Source organism: Pseudarthrobacter sp. 10T415 (assembly GCF_056394175.1).
In genome coordinates this window covers 55,303-76,300 of record NZ_JBFTHJ010000008.1, presented here as the reverse complement: position 1 = coordinate 76,300, position 20,998 = coordinate 55,303, and the positions used below count along the sequence as shown (strand labels likewise).

23 protein-coding genes are annotated in these 20,998 nt (G+C 67.3%); 6 read left to right on the top strand and 17 right to left on the bottom strand.

What is annotated here, in order from left to right:
• Positions 1-113: 113 nt before the first annotated feature.
• From AC1DBN_RS12275 to AC1DBN_RS12230, 10 genes are all read right to left on the bottom strand, one after another.
• Positions 114-1,484, bottom strand: coding sequence for an MFS transporter (locus tag AC1DBN_RS12275; RefSeq protein ID WP_172830005.1), 1,371 nt, complete (start codon positions 1,482-1,484; stop codon positions 114-116).
• A 312-nt stretch (positions 1,485-1,796) separates the two neighbouring features.
• The gene (locus AC1DBN_RS12270; protein WP_477723302.1) at positions 1,797-1,949 is read right to left on the bottom strand and encodes a hypothetical protein; all 153 of its coding nucleotides are present in this window, start codon (positions 1,947-1,949) and stop codon (positions 1,797-1,799) included.
• A 255-nt stretch (positions 1,950-2,204) separates the two neighbouring features.
• A complete protein-coding gene (locus AC1DBN_RS12265) occupies positions 2,205-3,707 on the bottom strand; it encodes an aldehyde dehydrogenase family protein (RefSeq protein ID WP_477723301.1) in 1,503 nt (500 codons plus the stop codon).
• Positions 3,708-3,731: 24 nt separating this feature from the next.
• Positions 3,732-4,547 (bottom strand): SDR family oxidoreductase, encoded by an 816-nt coding sequence (locus AC1DBN_RS12260; RefSeq protein WP_091723204.1) that lies wholly within the window; start codon positions 4,545-4,547, stop codon positions 3,732-3,734.
• Positions 4,547-5,527 carry a dihydrodipicolinate synthase family protein gene (locus AC1DBN_RS12255; RefSeq protein WP_091723205.1) on the bottom strand — a complete coding sequence of 327 codons (981 nt, stop codon included), beginning with the start codon at positions 5,525-5,527 and terminating at the stop codon, positions 4,547-4,549. The genes AC1DBN_RS12260 and AC1DBN_RS12255 overlap by 1 nt, the downstream gene beginning before the upstream one ends.
• Positions 5,528-5,604: 77 nt before the next feature.
• Positions 5,605-6,426 carry an enoyl-CoA hydratase-related protein gene (locus AC1DBN_RS12250; protein WP_172830007.1) on the bottom strand — a complete coding sequence of 274 codons (822 nt, stop codon included), beginning with the start codon at positions 6,424-6,426 and terminating at the stop codon, positions 5,605-5,607.
• Complete coding sequence (locus AC1DBN_RS12245; RefSeq protein ID WP_091723207.1) at positions 6,423-7,715, bottom strand: CaiB/BaiF CoA transferase family protein; 1,293 nt, start codon at positions 7,713-7,715, stop codon at positions 6,423-6,425. The genes AC1DBN_RS12250 and AC1DBN_RS12245 overlap by 4 nt, the downstream gene beginning before the upstream one ends.
• On the bottom strand, positions 7,712-9,118 hold the full coding sequence (locus tag AC1DBN_RS12240) for an FAD-dependent oxidoreductase (protein ID WP_091723208.1): 1,407 nt from the start codon (positions 9,116-9,118) through the stop codon (positions 7,712-7,714). The genes AC1DBN_RS12245 and AC1DBN_RS12240 overlap by 4 nt, the downstream gene beginning before the upstream one ends.
• Positions 9,119-9,129: 11 nt before the next feature.
• Positions 9,130-10,461, bottom strand: coding sequence for an MFS transporter (locus AC1DBN_RS12235; RefSeq protein WP_091723209.1), 1,332 nt, complete (start codon positions 10,459-10,461; stop codon positions 9,130-9,132).
• A gap of 164 nt (positions 10,462-10,625) precedes the next feature.
• Positions 10,626-11,231, bottom strand: coding sequence for a helix-turn-helix domain-containing protein (locus AC1DBN_RS12230; protein ID WP_091723211.1), 606 nt, complete (start codon positions 11,229-11,231; stop codon positions 10,626-10,628).
• Positions 11,232-11,417: 186 nt separating this feature from the next.
• Here AC1DBN_RS12230 and AC1DBN_RS12225 point away from each other — a divergent pair, with 186 nt between their 5' ends.
• Together AC1DBN_RS12225 and AC1DBN_RS12220 are read left to right on the top strand one after the other, a co-directional pair.
• A complete protein-coding gene (locus AC1DBN_RS12225) occupies positions 11,418-11,882 on the top strand; it encodes an LpqB family beta-propeller domain-containing protein (protein ID WP_091723213.1) in 465 nt (154 codons plus the stop codon).
• Positions 11,879-13,609 (top strand): DUF5671 domain-containing protein, encoded by a 1,731-nt coding sequence (locus AC1DBN_RS12220; protein WP_477723300.1) that lies wholly within the window; start codon positions 11,879-11,881, stop codon positions 13,607-13,609. The genes AC1DBN_RS12225 and AC1DBN_RS12220 overlap by 4 nt, the downstream gene beginning before the upstream one ends.
• A gap of 16 nt (positions 13,610-13,625) precedes the next feature.
• On the opposite strand, the gene AC1DBN_RS12215 is transcribed toward AC1DBN_RS12220, so the two are convergent.
• The 3 genes from AC1DBN_RS12215 to AC1DBN_RS12205 all read right to left on the bottom strand — a co-directional run bounded on the left by AC1DBN_RS12215 (position 13,626) and on the right by AC1DBN_RS12205 (position 15,103).
• The gene (locus tag AC1DBN_RS12215) at positions 13,626-14,426 is read right to left on the bottom strand and encodes a cation efflux transmembrane domain-containing protein (protein ID WP_477723299.1); all 801 of its coding nucleotides are present in this window, start codon (positions 14,424-14,426) and stop codon (positions 13,626-13,628) included.
• Positions 14,423-14,749: an ArsR/SmtB family transcription factor gene (locus AC1DBN_RS12210; protein ID WP_091723217.1), complete on the bottom strand. Its 327-nt coding sequence runs from the start codon at positions 14,747-14,749 to the stop codon at positions 14,423-14,425. Before AC1DBN_RS12210 ends, AC1DBN_RS12215 begins: the two co-directional genes overlap by 4 nt.
• 105 nt (positions 14,750-14,854) lie before the next feature.
• Positions 14,855-15,103 carry a hypothetical protein gene (locus AC1DBN_RS12205; protein WP_091723219.1) on the bottom strand — a complete coding sequence of 83 codons (249 nt, stop codon included), beginning with the start codon at positions 15,101-15,103 and terminating at the stop codon, positions 14,855-14,857.
• Between the two features lie 262 nt (positions 15,104-15,365).
• On the opposite strand from AC1DBN_RS12205, the gene AC1DBN_RS12200 reads away from it, so the two are divergent.
• Complete coding sequence (locus tag AC1DBN_RS12200) at positions 15,366-17,240, top strand: Na+/H+ antiporter (protein WP_477723298.1); 1,875 nt, start codon at positions 15,366-15,368, stop codon at positions 17,238-17,240.
• Positions 17,241-17,320: 80 nt separating this feature from the next.
• Here the strand turns inward: AC1DBN_RS12200 and AC1DBN_RS12195 are convergent, their stop codons facing one another.
• Both AC1DBN_RS12195 and AC1DBN_RS12190 read right to left on the bottom strand, forming a co-directional pair.
• Complete coding sequence (locus tag AC1DBN_RS12195) at positions 17,321-17,548, bottom strand: hypothetical protein (protein WP_477723297.1); 228 nt, start codon at positions 17,546-17,548, stop codon at positions 17,321-17,323.
• On the bottom strand, positions 17,545-17,859 hold the full coding sequence (locus tag AC1DBN_RS12190) for a hypothetical protein (protein ID WP_477723296.1): 315 nt from the start codon (positions 17,857-17,859) through the stop codon (positions 17,545-17,547). The genes AC1DBN_RS12195 and AC1DBN_RS12190 overlap by 4 nt, the downstream gene beginning before the upstream one ends.
• Before the next feature lie 157 nt (positions 17,860-18,016).
• Between AC1DBN_RS12190 and AC1DBN_RS12185 the strand changes: the two genes are divergently transcribed.
• Positions 18,017-18,445 (top strand): VOC family protein, encoded by a 429-nt coding sequence (locus tag AC1DBN_RS12185; RefSeq protein ID WP_091723225.1) that lies wholly within the window; start codon positions 18,017-18,019, stop codon positions 18,443-18,445.
• A 27-nt stretch (positions 18,446-18,472) separates the two neighbouring features.
• Here AC1DBN_RS12185 and AC1DBN_RS12180 read toward each other — a convergent pair whose 3' ends face one another.
• Positions 18,473-18,769, bottom strand: coding sequence for a hypothetical protein (locus AC1DBN_RS12180; RefSeq protein ID WP_477723295.1), 297 nt, complete (start codon positions 18,767-18,769; stop codon positions 18,473-18,475).
• A gap of 95 nt (positions 18,770-18,864) precedes the next feature.
• Between AC1DBN_RS12180 and AC1DBN_RS12175 the strand changes: the two genes are divergently transcribed.
• Complete coding sequence (locus AC1DBN_RS12175; protein ID WP_091723228.1) at positions 18,865-19,224, top strand: VOC family protein; 360 nt, start codon at positions 18,865-18,867, stop codon at positions 19,222-19,224.
• Between the two features lie 48 nt (positions 19,225-19,272).
• On the opposite strand, the gene AC1DBN_RS12170 is transcribed toward AC1DBN_RS12175, so the two are convergent.
• Entirely contained in the window at positions 19,273-19,998 is a 726-nt protein-coding gene (locus AC1DBN_RS12170; RefSeq protein WP_477723294.1) for a GOLPH3/VPS74 family protein, read from the bottom strand.
• A 143-nt stretch (positions 19,999-20,141) separates the two neighbouring features.
• Between AC1DBN_RS12170 and AC1DBN_RS12165 the strand changes: the two genes are divergently transcribed.
• Positions 20,142-20,675, top strand: coding sequence for a GNAT family N-acetyltransferase (locus tag AC1DBN_RS12165; protein WP_477723293.1), 534 nt, complete (start codon positions 20,142-20,144; stop codon positions 20,673-20,675).
• Positions 20,676-20,998: the final 323 nt, after the last annotated feature.

Here is a 20,998-nt window from a genome sequence, read left to right as displayed (position 1 = left end):
TTGTCCAGTGCAGTTGATGTGGTGTGGATCGGAAGGGTGGTCAGGGGGCCTTGCGGCGGGCCGGGCGTGCTGGCGGGTCTGGCACATGCCGGTGGGTCCGGCAATACCGGGGGTCAGAGGTGCTTCAGGGGCTTTCGCGACGTCTCAGTGGCGAACAGGACTGCCGCCAGGGACACGGCCGAAGCTGCAACCAGGTACCAGCCCGGGGCGATCTTGCTCTGGGTCATGGCGATCAGCAGGGTGGCCATGAACGGCGCGGTGCCACCGAAGAGGGCGTTGGAGAGGTTGAAGCTGACGGCAAACCCGCTGTAGCGGACCTTGGTGGGGAACAGCTCGGCCAGGAAGCTGGGGAGTGTTCCGTCGTTCAGGGTGAGCATGCCGCCCAGGAGGATCTGGACCAGGACGATGACCAGGAAATCTCCGGTTTCCAGCAGCATGAACGCCGGAACGGTAAGGACCATGAAAAGGATGGATGCCGTGATGAGCATCCGTTTGCGGCCAAAGACGTCCGAGGCCATGCCGGTAAGGAAGATGAATCCGATGTAGCTGGCCAGGGCAATGGTGGTGGCCAGGAAGGACTCGGTGGGGCCGAAGCCCAGTTCCTCGGAGAGGTAGGTGGGCATGTAGCTGAGGATGACGTAGAAGCCCACGGCGTTGAGCAGTACCGCGCCGCAGGCGATGACGAGCTGCTTCCGGTAGGTCTTGAACATGGCCAGCGCGGGGGCCTTCTCTTCGGTGCCTTCCTTCGCGGCCAGTTCCCGGAAGGCCGGGGTGTCCTCGAGTTTGGTGCGGATGTAGCGTCCGATGAGCCCCATGGGGGCAGCCAGCAGGAACGGCAGCCGCCAGCCCCACTCGTGCAACTGCTCTGTGGTGAGCACCGAGCTCAGGAGAGCCGCTATGAGGGAGCCCAGGAGCAGGCCGGCCGCGGTGCTGGCCGGAACCACGGCAGCGTAGAGGCCGCGCCGGTTCGCCGGGGCGTACTCCACCAGAAAGGCCGAGGCGCCCGCATACTCGCCGGCGGCTGAGAAGCCCTGGACGATGCGGATGAGGAGGAGCAGGACCGGAGCCATCAGCCCGATGGATGCGTAGCCGGGAATCAGCGCGATGCAGAACGTCGAGACGGACATGATGACGATGGACAGGGACAGGGCCTTCCGCCTGCCGAGTTTGTCGCCGATGTGGCCCCAGAAGAAACCGCCCAGCGGCCGGACGAAGAACGAGACCGCGAAGACGCCGAAAGTGGCCAGCAGCGCCGTCTGCCGGTCCGCTTCCGGGAAGAAAACCGATGAGATGACAGCGGCGAGGTAGCCGTAGACGGCGTAATCGAACCATTCAACGAAGTTGCCGATGAAGCTCGCGGTGACCACCCGGCGTCGTACGTCCTTGCTGGGCGTTAGGGGGCTAACGCCGCCGCCTGCCAGTGCGGAACCATCGGCATCTTTGGCGATGACTCCCGCCTGGGGCGGTGTTGTTTCGTGACTCATAGAACCACCAATGAAAGTCGGAGTTGCACTGATTGCAACGTCGTTGTTTCAAGATAGGTGGTGACCGCGAACACAGTCAAGAGCTTCGCAGACTATTTCCGTGGAGACTAGACAGGCGATACGGGCATTCATCGCCTGGAGGCAGCAATTCAGCGAAATATGACAACGTTGCACTCAAAGCAACATTGTTGAAACGAAACGGATACCCGTTGCGGCTACGCGAACAGGCACGCGGCCCGGCCCTGCCGTTGGGCAGCAAGAAACAGGCGACGCCGGGAAAGTCCCGTCGTCGCCTGTTGTGGTTCCTCTGTCCTAGGTGGAGCTGCCGCTCTGCTGGTCCCCATCGGTGCGGGGTTGATCCGGCGGAGGCTCCTCCCCGTGCGGGTGGTCCTTGTGGCGGGCTTCCTGGAGGTGGTGCTCCAGCTTCTCCTCCGCGTCGCGGCGGCGTTGGCCTACTGTGCGCATCTGCTGCGTGGTGGGCGCGGTGTGGGCATGCAGATGCGGGCCTGCATCATTCGGGCTGTCAACCCTGTTTTCCTGCATAGGAACATCGTCCCACCGGTGCGGGGGCCCGGAAAGGGCAGGCGGACGGCTTCGGGACAAGGCTCGCGGGCACGCGAACGGCCGCCAGGCATCTGCCTGGCGGCCGTTCGGTGCTGGGTTGCCCCTGGGTGCGGATCCCGGGCCAGCGCCTGGAACCCCGCCTTCTTCCGGGTCCGGTCAGATCCCGGTGTAGACCGTCTTGCCCCACGTGAAGAAGTCCAGCGCGGACCGGCCCTGCTCGCGGAACGTGTTCGTTGACGAGTCCTTCACGCCGCCGAAAGGCACGTTCAGGTCCAGCCCGGCAGTGGGCCTGTTCACCTTCACCACGCCGGCCTGGGCGCGGGCAGCGAAATCGGTGGCCAGGGCCAGGGAATCGGTGCAGATGCCGGCGGTGAGGCCGTAGCGGGAATCGTTGATTGCGGCCAGACCGGCCTCGTAGTCCTTGATTTCAAGGACCGCCACCACGGGGCCGAAGATTTCCTCGGTGACAGCGGGGTCGTCCGCGGGCAGGTCGGTGAGCACGGCGGCGGGGAAGAACAGCGCACCGGAGCGGTCGCCGTCGTACTTTCCGTGCAGGAGGGTGGCACCGCGTTCGACGGCGGCGCGCACCGCTTCCTGGTCCTGCTCGAATTGCTGCCGGCTCACCACGGCACCCATGCGCGATGTTCCGCCTGTGCCAGCGCCGTCGAGGCCGTCCCCGGCGGTGTACTGCGAGGCTTCGGCCACCAGCGCCGCGAGGAACTTCTCCTTCACACCCGGCGTGACATAGACCCGCGATGTTGCGGTGCAGGCCTGGCCGGTGAGGCCGAACGCGCCGGCGGCCACCACCTGCGCAGCCTTGGCGGGGTCTGCGTCATCAAGCACCAGGACGCCGTTCTTGCCGCCCATCTCAAGCTGGACGCGGGCGCGGCGCGCGTTCAGGATTTCCTGGAGCCCCAGGCCCACACGGGTGGAACCGGTGAAGGAGAGCCCGGCGACACGGGCATCCCGGGCCAGCGCCTCCCCCACAACACGGCCCTTACCGTGGACCACGTTGAAGACGCCGGCGGGCAGCCCGGCATCCTGCAGGGCCCGGGCCAGGTGGGTGGCGGACAGCGGGGTCAGCTCGGCTGGCTTGATCACCACGGCGTTGCCGCTGATCAGCGCGGGGGCGGCCTTCCAGGCGGGGATGGCGATGGGAAAATTCCACGGCGTGATCAGCCCGACCACGCCCAACGCCTCACGGCGGGTGGTGATGGTGGTGTCCGGCAGGCCGCTGGGCAGCACCTCCCCGGTGGCCGCCCAGCCCAGCGAACCGAAGAACCGCAGCACGTCTGAAGCTCGCTTCACCTCGCCCTTGGCCTCGGCCAGGGTCTTGCCTTCCTCACGGACCAGGTCCTCGGCGATGGCCGACTGCCGCTCGATCAGCAGGTTGCCGGCGGCGATGAGGATGGCGCCGCGCGAGGGTGCGGGCAGCGCCGCCCAGGCAGGCTGGGCCGCCGCCGCTGCGGTGACCGCTGAGTCCACGTCCGCAGCGGTGCCGCTGGGGGAAACCGCGGCGATCTCGCCGGGCCGGGCCGGGTTCATCCGCACCGTGTCCGCGTCACCCAGCCATTGGCCGTTGATGAGGTGCCGGGCGGTGATGGCTTCCCGGGAGTCAGTGGATTGGTTGGTTTCGGCGTCAATAACGGTGGAGGTCATGGTGGGTCCTTTGGAATGTTGGGGCTAGAGGCTGCGGATCAGGCCGCCGTCGCAGCGGAGCGCCACGCCGGTGATGTACGACGCCGGCGCGCTGCACAGGAAGGCGGCGGCCGCACCGAACTCGGCGGGTTCCCCGTAGCGGCGGGCAGGGATGGTCTTGCGGGATTCGAGCTGGATCTCCTCGAGCGTGGTGGCGCGGCGCTTCGCTGCGGCCTGGTCCAGCTGGGTGACCCGGTCCGTGGCGATCCGGCCGGGCAGCAGGAGGTTCACCGTGACCTCGTCCAGGGCCACTTCCGCTGCGAGGGTTTTCAGGTAACCGGCCAGCGCGGCCCGTCCGGTGTTGGAGATGGCCAGGTTGGGCAGCGGCGCGGTGACGCCGCTGGAGCCGATGGCGAGGATTCTCCCCCACCGCCGCTCGCGCATGCCCGGCAGGACGTGGGACACCAGGGCGTGGTGCGGCTTGACCAGGAGATCGAAGGCGGCTGCCATGTCTTCCGCAGTGAGCGTCGCTGCGGCACCCGGCCTGGGCCCGGGGCCGTTGAGCACCAGGATGTCGATGGGGCCGAGGTCCGCCACGGTGTGCTCGACGGCTGATCCGATGCCCTCCGGCGTGGTCAGGTCCGCTTCGATGGCCACGGTGTCGAATCCGGCAGTGTTGGCGCCGCTGCCGGTTCCGTACGCGGCCTGGAGTTCGGCCACGATCTCCTTGGCGCGGTCCCGGCGCCGGCCCACGATGGCCACGCGGACGCCCTCCGCAGCAAGCGCCCGGGCCACGGCCAGGCCAAGCCCGCCTGTGGAGGCGGCCACCAGGGCAGTTTTGCCGGCGATTCCGAGATCCATCAGTAGCTCCTTGCTGGGGTCAGTGCCGGGGATTGTGCTTGTGCCCGGGCCTTGGCGTTGCCGAGCGCATCGGCGGCCTCGCTGAGGTGGGTGTGCATGGCGTCGCGCAGGCTTTCGGGGAAGGCTGCCGCCGGGGCCCGGACTCCGGAGTCCTTGATCAGGCCGCGTTCGCGGAGGCATTCCTTCCGGATGGCGAGCGCCACCTTGGCCTGCTGTTCGAAGTTGATCAGCGGCAGGTACTGCAGCAGTTCGGTGCGGGCGGCTTCGTAGCCCCGGTCCTGCCATGCGGCGACGCAGGCGATCAGCGCCTCCGGGTAGGAGAATCCGGTCATGGCTCCCGCCGCGCCGGCTTGGAGTTCGTCCAGCAGCCCCTGCCCGCCCAGGCCGCCAAAGATGGAGACGCCGACGGCGGCGCTCAGCTCGGCGATGGCCACACTGGTGGGCGGGGCCTCGGCTTTGACCGCGATGACGAACGGGCAGGCGTTGACCACGGAGATCAGTGCGGCCGTGGCGATGCTGACGCCGCTGGCCAGCGGGTAGTCCTGCAGCACCACCTTGGCGCCGGTGGCGCGGTGGATGGCATCCAGATGGGCAATCACCGCATCCGCCCGGGCCGAGTTGGCCTGGACCATCACTGCTGCCAGGCGTCCCCCAGCCATCTCCTGCGCCGCCCGGACCTCCTCGATGGCCGGCCTGGTGGCCAGCGCCGTCACTCCCACCACCAGCGGAAGCGACGTGCATTCGACAACGGTTTCCAGGACGTGGCGCCGTTCCTCAGCCGTCAGTGCGGCGGCTTCGCCGAACACGCCCAGGACGGTGAGGCCCGTGGCGCCGATGGCTTCGTAGTGCTCCACCAGTTCGGACAGGCTGTCCAGGTCCACGTCGAGGGTACTGCCCTGGAAGGGCGTGGCCACCACACCCCACACGCCTGCGGGCAGTGCGTCAGGGGCCAGGTTGTTGGGCGCAAGGGGTTGCTGCATTGTTCTGCTTCCTTTCAATGCGAAGCGTGGGGGGGTGGGGCGAAGCGTGAAGGTAGGGGCGGAGGGACGGCGGCAGGTCAGCGGCCGGGCCACACGGGCCGGCGCTTTTCCTGGAACGCCCGGACCCCCTCGGCCGAGTCCTCACTGTCCAGGGCGGCCATGAGGGCCGGGAGCCGCAGGCCGCGGGCTTCCGTGGCGGTGAGGTGGCTGGTCTGCGTGACCATTTGCTTGACGGCCCGGACCGAGGTGGGCGCGCAGGCGAGGATCTGGTCCACCCAGCGCTGCACCGCGGCGTCGAGCTCTTCCGCGGGGACCACCTCGTTGACCAGGCCCATGGCCTGCATCTCCGCCGCGTCCGCCTTCCGGCCCGTGAGCAGCATGCCCATGGCCTGCGTGTAGGGGACGCGCCGCACCAGCTGGTGGATGCCGCCGTCGAGCGCCAACCTCCCGACGCGGGGCTCCGTGAGCCCGAACTTCGCACTGTCCGCGGCGACCACGATGTCCGCGCCGAGCACCATTTCCATGCCGCCGCCCAAGGCGTAGCCGTTCACCCGGGCGATCACCGGCACGTCCAGCGTGGTGCGCAGGCTGAGGCCGCCGAACCCGTTGGGGTCCAGGCCGGCCCAGTACTCCAGGCCGGTCTTGTCCACGGCGGACGCGGACATGTCCGCTCCCACGCAGAACGCGCGGGTGCCGGCGCCGGTGATGACCACGGCCCGCACCGACGCGTCCTGCTCCAGCTGGTCCCAGATCTCATTGAGCCGGGCCTGGGCTGTGCCGTCCACGGCGTTGAGGACGTGCTGCCGGTCGATGGTCACGGTGGCCAGGCCATCGGTGATGGCCAGCGTGACCTGGTCTACCCGTTCTTCGACGGCGGGTTCTTCCACAGTGATGCTCACCGGAGGACCCCCAGTTGCTGCAGGCGTTCGATGGTCTCGGGATCGAACCCGTTTTCCAGCAGCACCTCCACATTGTGCTCACCCAGGCGGGGCGCCACGCGGCGGACTGAGGGCGGGGTGGCCGAGAGCCGGATGGGGGCGTTGAGCATCTTTACCGTGCCCACGCCGGGGTGTTCCGCCTCCACGATCATGCCGTTGGCCTCGGTCTGGGCATCGGCGAGCGCCTGTTCCAGGGTGTGGACGGGGGCGTTGAGCAGACCCTGCTCCTCGAGTTTGCCGGTCCAGTACTCGGTGGTGTTGGTGGCAATGTGCTCCCGGAAGATGGCCTGCAGCGCGGGCTTGTGCTTGAACTGCTGCTCCAGGTTGGCGAACTCCGGGCGCTGGGTGAGGTCCTCGTCCAGGCCCAGGGCGTCGGAGATCCGGGCGAGCGGGTCCGGGGTAAAGCCGCCCACCATGCACACGGCACCGTCGGTGGTTTCGAAGACGCCGCTCAGCGGCATGGCGCCCCAGTTGACCTCGTAGCCGCGGTTGAGCTGCATGCAGGCTTCCTGCATCTGCAGGTGCAGCATGGAGTCGTACATGGTCACCTCCACCTTCTGGCCCACACCCGAGGTTTCCCGGGTGCGCAGCGCCAGCAGGATTCCCTGCATCAGGTGCATGCCGGTGATGTAGTCGCAGAGGGTGGTGGGGTAGATGGCCGGTTTCTGGTCGTCCGATTCGCGCCGCCACATCACGCCCGAGTAGGCCTGGGCGATGGCGTCCTGGCCGCCCTTGTGCGAGTACGGTCCCACCGGGCCGAAGCCGGTGCCGGAGGCCCAGATGATGCCCGGGTTCTCCTGCGTGAGCTCCTCGTAGCCGAAGCCCATCCGCTCCATCACGCCGGAGCGGAAGTTGCTGACCACCACGTCCGCGTCCGCCATGATGGCGTGCAGGACGTTCCGTCCTTCCTCCGTGCGCGTGTCGATGGAGACGCTGCGCTTGTTGCGGTTGATGGACAGGAAGATCGGGTTGTCCTGGCCGTCCTGGTCCGGGAACGAGTTCCGGGAGATGTCCCCGGCACCGGGGCGTTCCACCTTGATGATGTCCGCACCATAGTCACCCAGCATCTGGGTGCAGGACGGGCCCATGAACACCTGGGTGAAGTCCACGATCTTGATGCCGTCCAGCGGCAGCGGGGTGGCCGGCCGCGCATCCCCGGCGAGGGGTGACGCGGTGGCGCCTGCCGCCGTCGTACGTCCTGCGGCCTGTTCCGTGCGGTCCGTGAATTGCTCCAACGTCGCGCTGCTCATGCCGGCACCGCCGCGTCCTGGTCGATGGTGGCGTTCGACGACGGGACGTCGCCCGGGTCTGCGCCGTGCCGGCGCATGCCCTGCTGGATGTCCAGGGCGGAGACGTCGCGGACCAGGACATTGTTCTCGACTGCGAGCGCGGCAGCAACGCCGACGGCCTGGCCCATGGCCATGCAGGGCGGAATCTCACGTGACATTTTCTGCGCTTCCGGGGTGGCGGAGTAGTGGCGCCCGGCAACTAGCAGCTGGTCCACCTCCTTGGGCAACAGCGAACGGTACGGGTAGTAGTAGTCGCGGCCGCGGGCCACGGTGTCGGCGAAGTGCCGGCGCTGGGTGACGTCGTCCTTGGTCATCACGTACTCGCCCTGCAGCAGGCGGGTCTGCCGGACACCCATCTGGGAGGCGACGTCCAGCATGTAGCAGTTTTCGAAACCGGGCAGGTGGGCGCGGACGTAGTCCACGGCCTCGGAGATCCTGTCGCGGGCAGCGAACTCGGCGGCGGTCATGTCTGCCGGGTCCGTGCCGTCGAAGCCGGACATGTGCGGGGCGTTGCACCAGACCACGCCGTCGATGGGGGTCTTGAGCCACCACAGCTCCCAGGCGCCGCCGAGGAGGCGCTTGATCTTGCGGTTGATGGCGCGGGCTTCCTTGGGGTTGGCCTGCTCGAATGCTTCGGCGGCCCGGGTGTCCACGTTGCCCAGGCGGAAGACGAGCGTGGTGATGTAGTTGTCCTTGGCGTAGCTGGCCCCGGCCCGGGAGGCGACGTCGATGTCGCCCGTGGTGTCGATGACCACGTCCGCCATGAAGGCCTGCGGGCCCAGCTTGGTCTCGGTGATGACGCCCTTGATCACGCCGTTGTCCACGATGGGGCGGGAGAACCAGGAGTGCAGGCGGAGGTCCACTCCGGCTTCGCGGACCAGGTCGTTGGAGACCCGCTTCCAGCCGTCGGGGTCAAAGGCTGCGGCGTAGCAGATGGGCTTCGGGTTGGTGTGGGAGTGGAAGTCGAAGGTGCCGTAGCGGCCCCACTTGTTCCAGAGTTCCTCCGAGGTCTTGCGGTCATCCGCCGGCGGGACAATGGCCAGGCCCAGCTTCTGCAGCCGCTCCACGTACTCGGAGACGATGCCGGTAACGGTGATTTCCTGGCCGTTGATCATGTCGTCCAGCACCAGCACCATGCCGCCGGAGGCGAGTCCGCCCAGGGATGAGTAGCGTTCCAGCAGGGTGACCTTGGCGCCGGAGCGGGCCGCGGTGACGGCCGCGGCAACGCCTGCGGGGCCACCGCCCACCACCAGCACGTTGGAGCGGGAGATGACGGGGGCGGTGAGATCCGCCGTGGTGGTGGCGAGTTCCAGGGAGCCGGCGAAGCCGTTTTCGGGCGCGGCGAAGCTGGGTGTGGTGTTCATGGGAGGGTTCCTTACTTGCCGACGAAGATGCCGTTGGAGCGGCGTGCGGCGATGTAGAAGACGATGCTGAGGATGGACAGGACGGCCACGTAGACCGGGAAGATCCAGGTGAGGTTCAGGGACTGGAACCAGACCAGCAGGTAGGAGGCGGTGCCGCCGAAGAGGGCGACGCCGATGCCGTAGCCCAGGGCCACTCCGGTTCCGCGGATGTTCTTGGGCATCAGGGAGGAGCTGACCACGTTGTAGAGGGTCATGTTCAGCACCAGTACCACCGAGCCGCCCAGCAGGACCGCCGCGAATGCGCCGATGCCGGGCTGTACGTAGAGCAGCATGAGGAACACTGACGGGATGGCCAGGATGCGGGTCACCAGGAACCAGCGGGACATGGCCTTGCCGTCGGCGAGCTTGCCGATGATCCAGGAGCCGGCCACCAGGATGACGCCAAGGACAGTGGTGAGGGCGAAGACGGAGGTGGGGTCTTCCTTGAAGCCGCTGCGGGCTGCGCTGGGCAGGCCCACGTTCCAGGCGTAGTTGTAGGCCTGGGCTGCGCCCACCACGAAGATGATGGCCATGACGGAGAGCCAGTGCTTGCGGACGCCGGACCAGACGGCGCGGGGTGTGTTGGTGGCCATCTCCTCTTCTTTGAGGGTTTCCGGCAGGGAGCGGCGGAGGTACAGGACCACGAAGCCGAAGAGGGCGCCGAGGATGAAAGGCACACGCCAGCCCCAGTCCCCCATGGCCGCCCCGCCGATCACCAGGCTGCAGAGGAAGCTGACCAGCGAGGCCAGCAGGATGCCAATGTTCACGTAGAAGGACATGATGCCGGCCACGTAGCCTTCGCGGCCCTCCGGCGCCAGTTCAACGGCGTGCGAGGTGGAGAGCGGGGCTTCGATTCCTGTGGAAATGCCCTGCAGGACCCGGCAGACCAGCAGGATGATGCCGGCCAGGGGGCCGATGGTGGCGTAGCTGGGGGTGACGGCGATGATCAGGGTGGTGCCGGCCATCAGCATGATGGACAGCAGCATCACCCGGCGCCTGCCGATCCTGTCGGCCAGGGTGCCGAGGAGGATGCCGCCCAGGGGGCGGAAGGCGAACCCGACGGCGAACACGGCCAGGGCGTTCAGCGTTGCGGACAGCGGGTCCGTGTTGGGGAAGAAGTTGGGTCCGATGAAGGCGGACAGGAGGCCGAAGACCATCCAGTCGTACCATTCGAGGGCGTTGCCGAGGCCCAGGCCCAGGAGGCCTTTGCGGACTTCGGGGGTGAACTTTTCGTGCTTTTGGGGGGATGAAGCGGTGGTTCGGGAGGTCGGGACGGCATTGTCCGTGGTTTGGGTGTCAAGCATGGGATTTTCCTTACGCTTGCGCCCCGGAGGGCGTAAGAGGGTATGACGCAGGAACGCCTGTTGGAGGAGGCGCCTGATGCGAAAGTGGCAAGGAGTGTCAGCGGCCACGGAAACGTGTCCGGACGGTTAGGGGTCAGCGCCGGCGCAGGTTAAGGCCGGCAGGCCTACAACGCGTGGGGAGCGTTGACCCAGATGGCTACGCATACCTCTTCGTAGCTGTTCTTGTACCAGTGGGGGATTTCCGAAGAGTAGGTGATCGAGTCGCCCTCTTCGAGGCTGTAGCAGACGCCATCAAGGTAGACGTCCTTCCGGCCCGAAATGATGTAGCAGAACTCTTCGCCGCTGTGGGTGAAGGGTGTTGCGCTGGTGTCGTGCCCTGGGGGCGTGCTGATCCATTGCGCTTCAATGGCGCCATCGCGGTCCGGGGTGAGCAGCTCATGAATTGCTTCGCCGACGGACTCGCGGGTGACGTTTTGGAGGTTGCGCCGCGCGGATCTCCGGACCACCGGGGACCTGGACTGGTCCTGGCCGATGAAGAACCGTCCCACGGGGATGTCCAGTCCGTGGGCCAGCTGCGCGAGGGTTGTGAAGGACGGGTTGGCCATTCCGCGTTCGATCTGGCTGACGATCGCCTGGCTGAGTCCGGTGATTTCCGAGAGCCGGGCCAGGGTCATTCCCCGGTCCTTTCGCATGGACCGCACCTTGTTGCCGACTGTGGCCAGCAGTTCGCTGGTGGCCGGCGGGGCGGTGGTGCTAGTCTCGGTGGTCATCGTTTGTCTTTCACTGGGTGATGCTACTCACACAACTATAGTGAAGATTTCCGGCCAGTCAACGGATTTTCCTAACTATATTGAAGATTTGCTCTTCAGCACCCCGGGAAGGTCCTCAGGCTGCGCCTCTCGCGCCGGGCCAAAAGACACCTTTAGAACTCCCTGACCAGGGCGCATACTGTCGCCATGAGCGACGCCGCGCGGAAACCGGACCGGATCCTTTTCGTGCTGATCGGCGTCGTAAGCCTGCTGGTGGTGGTGGCGCTGGCCGTGGTCTTCACGCGCGGCGACCCCGCGCAACTGGACGAGGCCAGCCCCGCCGGGGTGGTGCAGCGGTACAGCAAGGCCGTGATTGATGGCGACAACGCCGCCGCGGATTTGTACCTCACCGACGGCGCCCGGAGCAGGTGCCGGGGAGGCTTTCAGGGCGAGCCCCGGCCGGCGCGGGTCGTCCTGGTGTCGACGGCGGAGCGCACCAATTCAGCCACGGTGCGGGTTTCCATCGTCCAACAGTCCCAGGGCGGACCGTTTGACCCGTCCGAGTACGAGATGGAGGACGCCTTCTCGCTCCTGAAAGTCAACGGCGCCTGGAAAATCGACCAGCCACCCTACATCCTGACGGCCTGCTCCGTGGTTCCGGCCAAACAATGACCTCGCCGGCAGCCACCACCACCCGCGCTCCGGCCGGCGGCCTGGCCACCCTCCGCCGCCTGATCCTTTATGTCCTGCTGTTCGCCCTGGTGGTGATTGCGGCCTCAGGTGTGAGCGGATTGCTCGAACGGCTCTTCCGTGCGTCGTCCGTGCTGGTCACCGGCGATCCTGCCAGCCTGGCACTGCCCCTGGCGTTCACCCTGATCGGCGGTCCGCTGGCACTGCTGCTGTGGTGGTTTGCCTGGCGGCGCCTCGACGACGCGGCGGAGCGCACCGCTGCCGGCTGGGGCCTGTACCTGTCCGGGATGTACGCCGTTTCGCTTATCATCGCCACCACTTCGCTGCTGAACCTGGCAACGTCCTCCATTGATACGCAGGAAAGCCAGTGGCAGTCCCCGCTCGCCAACGGCCTGGTGTGGGCGGCCATCTGGCTCTGGCACCGGTGGATGTGGAAGCACCCCGCCAAGCCGTCGACGCACCTGGAAGACGTCAGGACACTCCTCGGCTCGGTCTTCGGCCTGCTGCTGGGCGCCGGCGCGGCGGTTGCCGCCCTCAGTGGCCTGCTGGACGTGGCCATCCGCGGGTTGCCGCTCAGCGCAGCGGTTGAGCCGTGGTGGTTTGCCCCGGTCCGTTCGCTGGTGTGGGCCGCGGGCGGGGCCCTGGTGTGGTGGTGGCACTGGTTCAGGGAAGGCGGCCGGCGCCTCCGGACCACACTGGCGGACGTGGCCATGATCGCCGTCGGCATCTTTATCGCGGGCATTGCAGCGCTGGGCGGCGCGGGCGTGGTGGCGTTCGTGCTCCTGCGGCTCGCGTTCGACCGCAGCGATCCTGTGAACCTGCTGCTGGAGCCCCTGGCGCCGGCAATCTCGGCCGCGGCCATCGGTGCTGTGGTGTGGCGCTACCACCGGGCGGTGGCCGTTTCCCGTTCCACCGCAACGAGGCGCGCCAGCCTCCTGGTGACCTCAGCCGTTGCGCTGGCCGCGGCGGCGTCCGGTGTGGGCGTGGTGGTGAACGCGCTGTTGGCTGCCGTCGTCTCGCCACTCGCCGGCGGCGCCGCGCGCACACTGCTGCTGGGCGGCATCAGTTCCCTGATGGTGGGCGGCGCGGTGTGGTGGCTGGCGTGGAAGCCGCGGCACCAGCCCCGGACGGCAGGCGAAATCCCACCCGGCCGGCGCATTTACCTGGTGGCGTTCTTCGGCGTCAGCGCAGTGGTGGCCCTGATTACGCTGCTGGTGACGGGCTACCGGGTGTTCCAGTACCTGCTCGGCGACGTCTCCGGCGGAAGCTTTGTGGACCGGATCCGGGCACCGCTGGGCCTGTTGGTGGCGGCTGGCCTGGTGGCCGGATACCACTTCGCCTTGTGGCGGCACGACCGCACGCTGCTGGCGGCCGCGGCGCCCGCCCGGCGTCGGACGATTGACCAGGTCACGCTGGTCAGCGGCTATCCCCCGGGCACCATTGACGTCAGCGCTTTGGCGCGCGGCATCGCTGACGCCACGGGAGGTGCCAAGGTGACCGCCTGGCTAAGGGCGGACGACGGCGGCACTGGCCTGCCGCCGTCGTCCGTCCCTGCGCCGGGGTCGCCGGCTGCCCAGCCCGACGAAGTCATCCAGCAGGTGGCAGCGGCACTGGACGACGTGGCCGCGCCTCACGTCCTGGTCATGGTGGGTCCGGGCAGCCTGGACGTGATCCCGCTGGCCGCGCCAACTCCCGAAGTTAAGGGCTGAGGTTTTCGGCGGCTACTCAGTTCTTGCTGCGGATGGTCAGTCCCAAGGACTGCGGCTGCGCTGGAGCGCACCCGGGGCAGCACGCATCTGCGTCCTGCCCGCTGCCGGCCTGGCTGGCGGCGGCATCCTGGGCCGCGCTGCCGTTTACGCGGAACACCGCAGGCGACTCGGCGTGAGGCTCTGCATGGGGCACCGCGCAGCAGACGTCCCCGCGCCAGGCGTTGAAGCCTTCGCGGACCGCAATGCCGGCGATCACGATGGCCGCTGCAGCATCCGCCCACCACCAACCCAGCGTGCTGTTCAGGACCAGCCCCACCAGCAGCACCGCGGACAGGTAGGTGCAGAGCAACGTCTGTTTGGAGTCGGCGACGGCGGTCCTCGAACCGAGCTCGCGTCCTGCCCGGCGCTGCGCCCACGAGAGGACGGGCATGATGGCAAGGCTCAGGGCCGCAATCACGATGCCGGGGGTGGAGTGCCGGGCCTCTCCCCCGCCAGCCATCGACCGGACGGCATCCACGGTGACGAAGGCCGCGAGCGCGAAGAAGGAGATGGCGATGATGCGCAGGGTGAGGTGTTCACGCCGTTCCGGGTCCTTCGCGGAGAACTGCCAGGACAGTGCAGCGGCAGACGCGACCTCAATGACCGAATCCAGTCCGAACCCGATCAGTGCCGACGAATCGGCCACGCCGCCGGCCCAGAGCGCAACCACCGCTTCGATGACGTTGTAGGTGATGGTGGCGGCTGCGAAGAGGCGGATCCGGCGCGTCAGGATGGCCCGCCGCCCGGATGTGAGCTGGTGGGCCAGGGTTCCGCTCATGCCAGGCACTCGCCGTCGGGGGCGCAGCAGGCAGGGTCTACCGCGAGGACAACACCGAGCAGGTCCATGATGGCGTGGCCCAGCCGGGCATCAGCGAGTTCGTAACGAGTCCGGCGGCCGTCCGGGACCGATAACACCAGCCCGCAGCCGCGCAGGCAGGTGAGGTGGTTGGACATGCTCTGCCGGGACACTCCGATGGAGTCGGCCAGATCCGACGGGTAGGACGGCGCCTGGGCGAGGGCCAGGAGGACCTGCGCCCTGGTGGGGTCCGAGACGGCGTATCCGAAGCGCGCCAGGACCGGGGCGTGGGTGAGGGTCTCCATGTCCTTGACGGTACATCGTGCGATGTATCCATTCAAGGCTGTATTACGGCCGAGCCTCCTGGGCCCGTGGCTTTGCCGGCTCGGCAGGTCAGCCGGAGACGCGGGTCAGCTGGACGCGTCCCGTTCGATCTCCTCCGCGAGGTCGTCCACCTCTTCGGGCCGCGCATCGATGCCGGCTTCCTCGAACCGTTCCTCGAGGACAGTGCTGACGTCGTCCTGGACGTGGCCCAGCTGGATTTCGTGCCGAACGTCGTCGGCAATGGACTCGGGTGTCTCTTCCGGGGCCGATCCTCCTACGATTTCGTCGCTGCCATCGAAGGGGTCGTCGGCGCCGCCGGTTCCGGAATCAGTCATAGTCCATGGTTACCCGCCCGCGCGCCGGAGTAAACGGTCACCGGCGCTCAGGCCGGGAACGTCGCCAAGGAAGCGGACGACGGCGGCCGCGCCCCGCCGTCGTGCGTTCTCCTTCGTGGATTGCTCCGTGGGTTGCCCGTTCGCGGGGGCGGCCGCGCCCCGCCGTCGTGCGTGGGCCGTTCCCTTTGGCCTTCCGTCCCCCTGGTCTTCGGTTCTCCTGGTCTTCCGTTCCCTTTGGCGGCGTTGCTGGGAGAATGACCCCATGGAAATCGCGCTGGGCCTTCTGGTCCTCGTTGCCGTGGTGTGTGCCGGCAGCGCCCTCGGCCGGAAGCTTAACGTTTCGGTGCCGCTGCTGCTGGTGCTGATCGGTGTGGCGGGTTCGTTCCTCCCGTTCATTCCGGACATCGAGCTGAACCCAGAGCTGGTGCTGGTGGGGCTGCTGCCGCCGCTGCTGTATGCGGCTGCGCTGCGCACATCGCTGTATGATTTCGGCTCCAACCGCCGCGCCATCGGCCTGCTCTCGGTGGGGTATGTCATCTTCGGCACCCTCACCGTGGGGATGGTGGTCTGGTGGCTGTTTCCGGAGATTCCGCTGGCCGCGGCGTTTGCTCTGGGGGCCGTGCTCGCGCCGCCGGATGCGGTGGCTGCGACGGCGATCGCGCGGAAGGTGGGGATGCCGCGCCGGATCGTCACCATCCTCGAGGGCGAATCCCTGGTCAATGACGCCACGGCCCTGATCTGCCTGCGCGCCGCGATCGCCGCCATCTCTGGGGTGGTGTCCGTTGCCGGGATTGCGGGGGACTTCGTACTGGCTGTGGGCGGCGGACTGGTGGTGGGCATCGCCGCGGCGTACGTGCTCACAATGCTCCGCAAACGGATCCGCAACGTTGCCATCAATACTTCGACGTCGCTGGCGGCGCCCCTGGTGGCGTACCTGCCGGCGGAGGCGATCCACGCCTCGGGTGTGCTCGCCGTCGTGGTCACCGGCCTCATCATGGGCACCAAGGCGCCGTCCATGCCCAACGGCGCGGCCCGGCTCAGCCAGCGGAGCAACTGGAACACCGTGCAGTTCCTGCTGGAGAATTCGGTGTTCCTGCTGATCGGGCTGCAGGTGCGCACCATTGTGGACGGCGTCCAGGACGATTCCCTGGGCGCCGGCAGGATCTGGGTCGGTTGCGCGGTCATCCTGCTGGCCGTCCTGTTCCTCCGGCCGGTCTGGGTGTTCCCAGCCACCTACCTGCCGCGGCTTATCCCGTCGGTGCGGCAGCAGGATCCGGCTCCGCCGTGGCAGTTTGCGGCCATTGTGTCGTGGGCCGGGATGCGGGGCGTGGTCACCCTGGCCGCCGTACTGGTGCTGCCGGAGGACCTGGAACACCGGTCAGTGCTGATCCTCGCTGCCTTGGTGGTGGTGGGCGGCACGCTGACGCTGCAGGGATTCACGCTGCCGGCGCTGGTGCGGATCCTCCGGGTGCAGGGGCCGGACCAGCGCGAAGACGCGTTGAACCAGGCATCGCTCATGCAGCTGGCCACCGCCGCGGGCGTCGCGAAGCTGCATGAACTCAGGACGGATGACGACCCGCCGGAAGTGGTGTCCATGCTGAAGCGCCGGACGCAGGAACGCGGGCTGGCGGCGTGGGAGCGGCTGGGGCGGCCGTCGGCGGAAACGTCCACGCCCAGCGAGCGCTATGCCCGGCTGCGGCTGGCAATGCTGGAAGCTGAGCGCGAGAAGGTGCTGGAGCTCCGGCGGGGTGGCGAGTACGCGCACGAGGTCCTGAGCGCTGTGCTCGAGCGGCTGGACGTTGAGGAATCGATGCTGGACGTGTCCCTGGACGAGATTGACCCGTCCGGCGGGGGCGGAGGCGAAGGCGTGGCCAAACCCGGCGGTGAGTGCGACCACCTGGAGTCCGCGGAACCGCGGGAAGTGCCCGGCGGCGCGATCTGCGAGGACTGCGTCCGGGAGGGAACGACGACGGTCCACCTCCGTATGTGCCTGGCGTGCGGCAACGTGGGGTGCTGCGATTCCTCCCCCGCCACCCACGCGTCCAGGCACTTCGAATCGACCGGGCACCCCGTCATGCGCAGCATCGAACCCGGCGAGGACTGGCGCTGGTGCTACCAGGACGACCTGCTGGGGTGAATGGGCTCTAGTTGGGTGAGTGGGCGGGTGCGTGCCTGGGTGCGCTTGGCTGGGGTGATGCTGGGGCCGAAAGCTCGCCGTCAGTCCCGGGGCGCCCGTGCACGGCGTCTGGTTGCGAAAAAGCCCGGCAGGCTGACCATGAAGGCGGCGACGCCGAGGCCCAGCGGGGTGGTGAAAGGGAACCCTCCCTCCCTGATGCCATTTTCATCGGCAATAAGGGCGAAGTTCCAGGTTGCGACGGCGCCGCACACCAGCAGTGTGGCGCTGGCCACCAAGGCAAGCGCCCAGAAATCAGTGCGGCGTGTCATCGATTCGTCGTCCGCCCGCGCCGCTGGCCGCTCCGATAACCGGCCCAGAAAGCGAGGACCAGCAGACCCAGCACCGCGATGCCCAACCCGATCTGCGTCCCCTGCGTCACGAAGGTCATCCCGGATCCATTGAAGGTGTCGTTGCTTAGCGGCGCGTAGGCGAACCAGCCAAAGCTGGCGGTCGCCTGCTGGTTCCACGCGACAATGCACCCCACCAGCAGCGCGGTGACACCGAGAAAAGGCACGACGACGGCACTGAGCCTGGTGCGTCTGGACGGTTTTCGATGTTCCGGTATTTCGTTGTCCCCCATGCCTGCGAGTCTAATCGTGGGCGCCGGACCGCCCTTCCCGGCTCAGCCCTCCCGGTCTAGGCTGGGCGGATGCCCGGCGTAAGCGGCTACACCCGCGGCCGGCACCCGGATGAGATTCCGGAACAGCCCATTGCCCCCCAGAACCCGAGGATGGATGATGACCAGTACCCCTTCGCAGGACACCGTTCGCACGCCAGGGCCTCAGGTCTATGTCAGCTTTCCCGGAACCGCGCGGGAAGCCCTGACCTTTTACTGCGATGTCTTCGGCGGTGAACTTACCCTGTACACCTACCAGGACTTCAGCAGGAGCGACGGCTCCCCGGACGCCATCGCCCACGGAACGCTCAGCGGCGTCGTCGCGCTTGGGGGCTCGGACGCGGCAGCCGGCGAGGCGTCCGTCCGCACCGAAGGCGTAATGCTCTCGCTGCTGGGGACCGCGGAACCGTCAGTGCTGCACGAATGGTTTCGCAGGCTTTCCGACGGCGGCACCGTGGTTGATGCCCTCGCGCCAAAACCGTGGGGCGCTTCGGACGGCCAGGTCATCGACCAGCATGGGCTCCACTGGCTCATCGGGTACGAGGACTAGCTGCGGAATCAGCTGCGGCGGGGCTGTCTACCGGCCGGGCCGCCTGCCCATCCTGAAACCGGCCCAGAACGCCAGCACCAACAGGCCCACGACGGCGATGGCCAGGCCCGCCTGCGTTCCCTCGGTGATGAGGTCCGCGCCGATGCCGGTGAACGGACGGTTGCTGTTCGGCGCGTAGGCGAAACTGAAGGAACCGTTCCGGTTCAGCCAGGCGATCAGGCACCCCGCCAGCACCACGGCAACGGCCAGCGAAGGTACGACGGCGGCACGCCACTTGGTGCGCTTGGACGGCATGCGGTCATCAGGTGTGTTGTGCTCCCCCATGAGGGCGAGTCTAGCGGGGCGCGCCCGTCCCACCAGCGCGAAAGGCTGCCAGTGAGGTCCTGACACCCAGCACAGGACGGGTCTAGGCTGGGCGGATGTTGACCATCGGCACCATCGTCCTCGGCGTCAACAACGTCGCCGCCGCTACCGAATTCTGGAACTCAGCCTTGGGCTACGTCCCGCGGGAACCAGGTGACGACACGTGGGTAACCCTCGCGCCGCCGTCGGGCCCTGGCGCGTTGCTCTCGCTCATGCTGAGCGAAACCCCTGTCCAGGACCGCCCGCGGATCCACCTTGACCTGTATGCGGAGGACCAGGGAGCCGAGGTGGAGCGCCTCGTCTCGATTGGCGCCCGGCGCGTGGACTGGGATCTCTACCCGGAGGACCCGGACTTCATCGTCCTGGAGGATCCCGACGGAAACCGGTTCTGCGTCATCGACAAGAGCGACGGCTGAGTATGGCCGCCTTACGCGGTTCTTGCTCCGGTGCCGCCCTCCGCGGTCCTAGAGCATCGCGGTTTCCTCCTCCGCCAGCCGGATGAGCCGCAACTCGTCCTCGACGGCGCGGGCCGGCCAGTAGTCCTTCGCCAGACCGCTCGCCCAGTTCCTGTCGGCGTCCGGAAACAGCTTGTGCAGCAACCCTGCTGCCTCAAGCAGTGCGATGAGGGCCAGGGTCCTGGTCCTCTGTGCCCCGGTTGCTGGATTGTCGGGTTGCGTCGCCGATTCCTTCGGTGCGCCGTCGGCCGGCGAGTCTGGCACCACGGTTGATGGGGTGACTCCGCTGAGGGTTGACTCGATCCTGCTGAGGAGAGCTGCTTCGGGTTCGTGGTCCTTTTCCGGATAACGCACCGGCCGGAAGCGCGCGAGGTGCCTCTCCCCCACATGTTCCACGATGCCGAGGGCCGCCATTCCCTCGTAGATCCGGTGAACCTGGGCACGGCCCTCCATGAAGGAAACCCATCGGGCGGGAGCGTGGGGACGGGACTTGCCGCGGATCAGTTCCAGTTCAGGGGCAAGGTCGTCCCTGGCGGCCGATCCTGTGGCCCGGATGTGCTTGCCCTGCAGCTCGATCGCGCCGGTCAGGTCGAGCTCGGCCAGGATGGCGCCGGCCACCCCGGTCCTGAGGGCGAACAGTGGCACTTCGGGTTTTCCGTCTTTATCATTCGTTGCCAGCAGCAGGAATTGCTGGGGCAAGTTGAGGTTCACCGCAGCGGGTGCTTCAGCGTTCATACGGCCATGGTGGACCTGCCGGGCCGTCCCAACAACGGCCTTTCGTACCTATCTGCTCCAAAGAAGCATCCAGCTGGCGGTTAGGGTTTGGTTGGTGGCTCCCGGGTCCGGACGGGCATGAACCAGCCGGTAAATTTGAGTGAATGATCCATATTGACCGGGACGATCCCGTACGCGGTGATGTCCACCAGCTCCTGAGCGAACATCTGGCGGACATGTTCGCCACCTCGCCTGCCGAGAGCGTGCACGCCCTGGACCACTCTGCCCTGTCCGTGCCCTCGATCACCTTCTGGACAGCGCGCGAAGACGGTGAGTTGCTGGGGTGCGGCGCCCTCAAGCTTCATGATCTCGAGTCCGGGCGTGACGTCGAATCTCTAAAAGCCCACGGCCCCGCGGTTCTCGGAACCGAACTTCATAGCGCTAGCGGGCTTGGTGAGATCAAGTCCATGCGTACGGCAGCGGCGGCTCGTGGGCGTGGGGTGGCTACCTTCATGCTCAACCACATCATCGACCATGCCAGGGCCCAGGAGCTCGAGCGCGTCTGCCTGGAGACCGGAACTGAGGACTACTTCGCTCCGGCCCGGCGCCTCTACTCGCGCCACGGTTTCACGGAATGCGCGCCTTTTGCCAACTACGTCCTGGACCCGAACAGCGTTTTTATGGAGCTACGCCTCTAGCCGTTGCCGCAGACAAGGGGGACAGACGTGCCAATGCTACGAATGCAGACGTTAGGCATGCGTGAACTGAACGCAGCGCGCTCATGCCGAGTGTCTCGTCCGCCCTCTTGACTGCCGCATAGCCAGGCATTCTGTTACTTTCCAGTTATGGGGATGCCGAACAAGGTCTTTAGGTCGCTGAGCATTTTTCTCGCTGGGTTTGTGACGTGGGCGTTGCTCTGGCAAGTTCTTGGGGCGGCCCAAGCGTTGCTCGTCGGGGCTGTGGTCGCTGTTGTGGTTGTCCTTTTCTTCCGCTGGGCTGCGGCCAGGCGTTGAAGATTGGT